The organism is Nitratiruptor sp. YY08-26 (assembly GCF_016593215.1).
Classification (GTDB): Bacteria; Campylobacterota; Campylobacteria; order Campylobacterales; family Nitratiruptoraceae; genus Nitratiruptor; species Nitratiruptor tergarcus.
In genome coordinates this window covers 1,858,241-1,865,000 of the sequence record NZ_AP023063.1, presented here as the reverse complement: position 1 = coordinate 1,865,000, position 6,760 = coordinate 1,858,241, and the positions used below count along the sequence as shown (strand labels likewise).

8 protein-coding genes (1 of these 8 only partly in view) are annotated in these 6,760 nt (G+C 36.7%); all 8 read left to right on the top strand.

The window, feature by feature from the left end; genetic code table 11:
- A protein-coding gene (locus JG738_RS10020; protein ID WP_201337750.1) for a hypothetical protein crosses the window boundary here: on the top strand, positions 1-967 show its 3' portion. 167 nt of this gene lie to the left of the window's left edge; only the last 967 of its 1,134 coding nucleotides appear in the window; the start codon falls outside the window, past its left edge; the stop codon is at positions 965-967.
- Between the two features lie 5 nt (positions 968-972).
- Positions 973-1,620: a response regulator transcription factor gene (locus tag JG738_RS10015; protein ID WP_231988958.1), complete on the top strand. Its 648-nt coding sequence runs from the start codon at positions 973-975 to the stop codon at positions 1,618-1,620.
- Positions 1,610-2,764: a HAMP domain-containing sensor histidine kinase gene (locus JG738_RS10010; protein ID WP_201337749.1), complete on the top strand. Its 1,155-nt coding sequence runs from the start codon at positions 1,610-1,612 to the stop codon at positions 2,762-2,764. Before JG738_RS10015 ends, JG738_RS10010 begins: the two co-directional genes overlap by 11 nt.
- Positions 2,765-2,837: 73 nt before the next feature.
- A complete protein-coding gene (gene soxX, locus JG738_RS10005; protein WP_201337748.1) occupies positions 2,838-3,389 on the top strand; it encodes a sulfur oxidation c-type cytochrome SoxX in 552 nt (183 codons plus the stop codon).
- Positions 3,389-3,859 carry a thiosulfate oxidation carrier protein SoxY gene (gene soxY / locus JG738_RS10000; RefSeq protein ID WP_201337747.1) on the top strand — a complete coding sequence of 157 codons (471 nt, stop codon included), beginning with the start codon at positions 3,389-3,391 and terminating at the stop codon, positions 3,857-3,859. The genes soxX and soxY overlap by 1 nt, the downstream gene beginning before the upstream one ends.
- Positions 3,860-3,874: 15 nt before the next feature.
- The gene (gene soxZ, locus JG738_RS09995) at positions 3,875-4,210 is read left to right on the top strand and encodes a thiosulfate oxidation carrier complex protein SoxZ (RefSeq protein ID WP_201337746.1); all 336 of its coding nucleotides are present in this window, start codon (positions 3,875-3,877) and stop codon (positions 4,208-4,210) included.
- A 3-nt stretch (positions 4,211-4,213) separates the two neighbouring features.
- Positions 4,214-4,984 carry a sulfur oxidation c-type cytochrome SoxA gene (gene soxA / locus JG738_RS09990; RefSeq protein ID WP_201337745.1) on the top strand — a complete coding sequence of 257 codons (771 nt, stop codon included), beginning with the start codon at positions 4,214-4,216 and terminating at the stop codon, positions 4,982-4,984.
- Positions 4,985-4,987: 3 nt separating this feature from the next.
- Entirely contained in the window at positions 4,988-6,751 is a 1,764-nt protein-coding gene (gene soxB / locus JG738_RS09985) for a thiosulfohydrolase SoxB (RefSeq protein ID WP_201337744.1), read from the top strand.
- Positions 6,752-6,760: the final 9 nt, after the last annotated feature.

The following is a 6,760-nucleotide window of genomic DNA, read 5'->3' as shown; positions in this document are numbered from 1 at the left end:
TATGAGTCTCAACAAACAAAAATCACAAGCTTTGACAATGACAATCCTTCTATCACAAAATGAAGCCTTACAAGAAGCACTTCTTGATCTAGATGAAGATAGAGGCTATGAGATTCTTTCTCAATCTCTCAACATACTCAAACAATATACCAATATCCAAGGCATTAAAGCGCAAGTTATAGCAAAAGATCTCACGATATTTGCACGAAACTGGGATAGGGATTTTGTTGGAATGCCACTTGAAGGATTTCGTAAAGATCTCTCAAGTTTTAAAATCAATAAACCAAAGGTCTCTATAGAAACAGGAAGACTGCTCTCTATTAAGGCGACTGCACCGATAAAAAAGGGTTATAAAACAATAGGATATATGGAAATAATATCTTTGTTTGAACCACTTACCTTGCAACTGAGGAAAATTGGTGTTGAGTTGTTAGTATTGATGCATGAAAAGTATCTTAATGTTGCAACGCTTATGCGTGATAACCCAATGATTGGAAAGTATGTGATTAGCAATAGAAATTATAATAGATTTGTTGTTGCTAAGATTACGCCCTCAATTTTACAGCAGATAGAGCAAAAAGGATATTTTTATAATGGTAAAAATCTATATTTTTATCAACCGATGTTTAATAGTAGAGGAGAGCGTTTAGGGATTTTTTTAATGGTTATAAATAATGAAGGAATAGAGAGATTTCAACATTATAAAGATACACTCTCATTTTTTCTCTCACTAGATAATAGCGAATTTCGTGATGTAATAAATGAATGGGAGCGACCTGAAGGTGGTTTTCGATCTGTTTATGATCGTAGTGTTGCCCAGTTTCTTAGCAAAAATGTAGATAGTGAACTCAAAAAAGATTTTGAATTTGAATTGAGAGAGATATTACAAAATTACACAAAAGAGGAGCTTATTGATATTATTGTAGAAAAAAATAGAATGACAAAAAAACGAGGAGTCATCAAGTGAAAATTATGGTTTTAGAAGATGAGTATGCTCTTCGTATTAGTATTGAAGAGTTCTTGAATGATCTTGGTTTTGAAGTGATAAGTTTTGAGAGAGGTGATGAGCTTCTTGATGCGCTTTACAGTGAGCCTTGTGATGCTCTCTTATTGGATGTGAAAGTTCCTGGAATCAATGGATTTGAGCTACTTAAAGAGTTGAGGGAAGCTGGCAATGAAATACCGGCTATTTTCATAACCTCTATGACGCATGTAGATGATCTTGCAAGAGGGTTCGAGCTAGGTTGTTGTGATTATATAAAAAAACCATTTGATCTTAAAGAGTTGGAAGTGAGGCTCAGAAATGTTTTAAAAAGAGAGTGTTTTGGTGCTAAAAAAGAGATTGTCGAGTTGCCAAATGGTTATACATATGATTTAGCAGCTTTTGAATTAAAGCAAAATGGAAAAAGCATACCTTTAACAAAACAGGAAAAAAGGATTTTAGAGCTTCTTATCAAGCAAAGAGGGAATGTTGTAAGCATTGAACAGTTTTGCGATGAAGTATGGGGAGAGTATGTGGATTCGGCCAATATTCGTGTGCATATAACAAAGCTGAGAAAAAAAATAGGTAAAGATATTATCAAAAATGTTCACGGGTTAGGATATAAAATTGATTCTTGATGCAAAAAAATACTCTTATCGCTATGCTCTTTTTTATACTTTGATTATAGCAACACTTCTTTTTGTACCACTATTTGTCTATACCTCTTTGGTTTTAGATATTAATGAAGCAAAAAATGAGCGTGATCTCAAAGAGAAAGCTTTGCAAATAGTAGGTAAAATGGAAGAGTACAATAATGATGGTGTTTTTCAATATCCCCGTTTTGCCAGTTTCAAATCTGGACTCTATGATGAGAACTTTAAACCAATTTTTTCACTTTTAGATTTTATTCCGGACTCTTTTAATTTGGGATATCATAAGCAACAAACAAAACGCTACTATATTGTGGAGCTTCCAGATGAACACTATTTTGGAGCAAAATATCTCATTGTTGCAAAAGAGTTTGATCCATGGAAAATATATAGAACCAGTTTTTTGATAGGTCTAGGGATTGTATTGATTCTCTTTCTTTTTTCGTACATAGTCCTCAAAAATTTTAGCCGTCCTTTTGAAAAAGTCAATCAAACACTTGATAATTTTATTAAAGACTCCATGCATGAGATTAATACGCCGCTTTCTATCATTAATGTCAATATTGATCTTTTCACAAGAAAGTTTGGTGAAAACCGTTATCTTTCCCGCATAAAATCAGCAGCAAAAACACTCAGTAATATCTATAATGATATGGATTATCTCATTAAAAAAGATCGTATTGAGTATAAAAAAGAAAATATAGACTTTTCAGTGTTTTTGCAAGAGAGGGTTGATTATTTTCAAGAGATTGCAAATTTAAGACAAATCACACTTGTTGCTAAAATTGAGCCAGATATATATATATGGATGAACAAAACAAAATTGCAACGCATTGTTGATAATACTCTTTCTAATGCCGTCAAATACTCAAAAGAGCGATCAAAAGTAAAAATTTACCTCAAGCGAGTTGGTCAAAAAGCGGTACTTACAGTAAAAGATTATGGTATTGGAATAGAACAACCGCAAAAGATTTTTGATCGCTTTTATAGAGAGGAGCATGACAAGGGAGGTTTTGGAATAGGTCTTAGCATTGTTCATAACATTATCAATCAAGAAAATATAACTTTAAAAGTTGTCTCCAAACCCTCTAGGGGAAGCGCTTTTATCTACTACTTCAATTTATCTGCATAATTCCATAAATCATTTTTACAATTTTTTTACACTTTATAGTTACCATTTTGTTACCAATCAAGAAGGAGCCGATATGAAAAAAGGATTGATTGCAGTGGTGCTCTCCTCTTTAGTGCTTACTGGTCTAAGTGCGAAAGATTACAAAAGTGCCATTGAGTCGCCTGATGCGACGAAGATTTTAGAGAAGGATAAGCTCCCGCCTCCAAAAAAGTACATAATGCCAAAGAACTGTATCACGAAAGATCCTTTGGCAATCGCAAGAGGGAAGTTTATTTTTCATAATCTCAATGGAAAAAAGGCAAAAAAGGCACCTCCTACAGGGCTTGCTCGCTATGTGATTGTTAAGGGGAAGAAAAAGCCAAAGCAGTATGGAAACTGTGTGGCTTGTCATAATATCGAAGGTGCTATAGGTCCTGGAAATGTTGGTCCAGATTTGCACAATTATAAAAAACACTTTATCGATTCTGGTGTCAGAGACTATCAGTATGTCTATCAACAAATTGCAGATCCAAGAGTGTTTAATCCAACAACACACATGACTGTGAATCTAACTACAAAACTCTTTACGCCACAAGAGATTTGTGAAATTGTATCGTATGTAGTAAGTGAGAAAAAGGAGAAATGATGGAAAGAAGAAGTTTTTTAAAAAGTTTAAGTGCTGTTCCAGTTCTTGGACTTGTGAGTCTTGGAAGGGTTAATCTCTTAGCAGATGCAAAAAAGGCGAAGCCAAAAGGAAAAAATGCGATTACCTTTAAAAAAGCGCTCTCTGTAATAACAGATGGGAAAGGTGCCAAAGAGAGTAGTAAAGTAAAACTCATTGTTCCTGAAATTGCAGAAAATGGAGCTGTTGTTCCAGTCAAGGTGAATGTAGATGAGCCTATTGAAAATGTCAAATCGATTCATGTTTTATCTACGAAAAACTCTAACGCAAGATGTGCGGATGTTTTTTTGAGTCCAAGAAATGGAAAAGCCTATTTTGCAACGCGTATCAAACTGAGTGGGACACAAGAAGTCGTAGCGGTAGCGGTGTTAAAAGATGGGAGTGCTATTATGGCCAAAAAACCGGTTAAAGTAACTATTGGTGGATGTGGATAAGAAAAGGAGTAAACAATGGCTAAAAGAAAATCAATTATCAAAATCAAACCAAGAAAATATAAAGTTGGAGATGTAGTAAAAGTAGATTTTATTGTAATTCACCCGATGGAGACGGGGATGAGAAAAGATAAAAAGACAGGCAAAATCAAACCTATGCACTATATCAATGAGGTGAAGTTTTACTTCAATGATGAACTTTTTACGACAATTTTGCCGTGGGAAACAGTTTCAACAAATCCCTATTTTTCAATCAATATGAAAGTAACAGGTCCTGGGAAAATCAAAGTGGTGTACAAAGATAATCTTGGTGAAGTACACGAAAAGAGTAAAAAAGTAAAGCCGAAAGGATAAGCCATGAAGAGATTACTATCCTTTGCCCTCTCGCTTGCTTTGGCCTCTTCAATGGCCATTGCTGATGAGAAACTGAGCATGACAGAAGCGGATCGTGCCCTTTATCAAGAGATGCTTGAAAACAATCCAGCAGACATTTTCGTAGAAGAGGGTGCAGAACTTCTTGAAGAGCTTGGTGGAGAAGAGGCGCTTGCAAAATTTCTGGGTGTGAATGAAGATGAACTTCCCAAATATATTGCGGGATTCCCACGGTATGTAAATAAGATTGGAATGGTTGTGAGCATTGATCAGATGCTGCAAGCCTTTATGTATGACCAGGGTAAAAAGCCATATAAGCTCAAATCTGCATTGATGGATTCTTTGCAGGCTTATGTGAAATCTATTGCAAATGGTGAAAAGATTAATATAGATGTCAACGCCAATGAGCATATGAAGAAAGCTTACAAACTTGGCAAGCAGATGTTTGAACTCAGACGGGGTAAAAGAGGCCTCTCTTGCTATAGCTGTCATAGTCCAGATGTTGTAGGTTTGCGCCTTAGAATGCAGATCCTTCCTGATTTAGGTGCACCAAAAGTGAAAGCTGCTGCAACCTGGCCAGCATATAGAATGACAAAAGGAAAGATGTTTACACTGCAAAAACGGTTTCAACAGTGCATGAAAAATGCTCTTTTGGCCAAAATCCCTTTAGGAAGCCCGCAAATGGTTGCACTAGAAGTGTATGTAACGAGTATGGCTAAGGGAGAAGAGATCCATATTCCTGGACTAAAAAGGTAGATCATGAATATCAATAGACGTGATTTTTTACATATCGCTGCAGCTTTAGGCCTTATGGGCGTAAGCGGTGGGAAACTGCATGCAGCCAAAAGAGCCGATGAGGTGACAGCGAGTGATATTTTGGATTTTGATCCGGTAGGAAAGGTGACGCTGCTTCATATTTGTGATATGCATGCACACCTCAAACCTCTCTACTGGAGAGAGCCTTCAACGCTCATTAGTGCTAAAAATCTTGTAGGAACTCCGGGCTTTTTGTGCGGAAAAGCTTTTATGGATTTTTATGGGATAAAGCCAAATACGTTGGAAGCCTATTTTGATACTTATCTCAATTTTGAAGAACTAGCAAAAAAATTTGGGAAAATGGGCGGTGTCGCTCATATGAAAACTATCATTGATGAGGTGCGAAGAGATAGAGGCAAAGATAATGTACTACTTTTAGATAGTGGCGATACTTGGCAAGGGACTGCGGTTGCACTAAAAACCAAGGGAGAAGCGATTGTAGATGCGCAAAACTATCTTGGTGTGGATGTGATGGTTGGACACTGGGAGTTTACTTACGGCAAAGAGCGTGTGATGGATCTTCTTGATAAACTCAATGCCGATTTTGTATCGCAAAATGTGGTAGATAATGATCCATTTAGTGATACATTTGAAGAAACCGTCTTCAAGCCTTATACTATCAAAGAGGTAGGCGGTGCAAAAATAGGAATTATTGGACAATCTTTTCCATTTACTTCCACTGCCAATCCAAAACGTTTTACCGAAGGGTGGAGTTTTGGTCTGCGGTTAGATTCTTTGCAAGGGTATGTGGATGAGTTAAGAAAAGAGAAAAAGGTTGATTGTGTTGTACTTCTCAGTCACGATGGATTTAGTGTAGATCAAGAGGTGGCCAGGAAAGTGCATGGTATAGACTTTATCCTTAGTGGCCATACGCACGATCCTGGACCAAAACCTATCACGATTAATGGGACAACTATTATTATAGCAGGAAGTCATGGGAAATTTGTAGGAAGACTCGATATCGATATCCAAAAAGGGCGTGTGAAAGATTTTCGCTATAAGCTTATTCCTGTTGCATCAAAACTTATCCCTGCAGATAAAAAGGGTATAGAGCTAGTTGATAAATGGTATAAGCCATACAATAAAGAGCTGAGTCAAGTACTAGGAAAAACAAAAGGAACGCTTTATAAGCGAGATACATTCTATTCAACATTTGATGCGCTCATAGGTGATGCGATACGTGATACGATGGATTGTGAAATATCCTTTACACCAGGGTATCGATGGGGAACCACGCTACTGCCTGGAGATGAGATTTTGGTAGACAATGTTTATGAGATGACAGCAATTACCTATCCAGAGGTCTATACATTTGAGCTTAAGGGTGCAAAAATAGCAGCGTTGCTTGAAGATATTGCAGATAACGTTTTTAATGCAAACCCTCTCTACCAACAGGGTGGGGATATGAGTCGGCTTGGTGGTGTGAGTTATGATATTAAGATAGCAGCACCTAGTGGTAAAAGAATTAGAAATCTCAAAGTCAATGGTAAAGATCTCGATCCAAATCGTAACTACGTTGTAAGTGCTTGGGGTGGAAACTTGCAAAATGCTGGAGAAAACCTGAGAGAAGCAAAAATCAAGCCAGTCTATGATGTAGTTGTGGACTATGTAAAAAGAAAAGGAAAAGTGGATATTAGCAATAAATCCAATGTAAAAATTCTGGATTACAACTGTGGATGTCCCCAAAAAGGTGGGATATGTTCATAAATAAAGGAG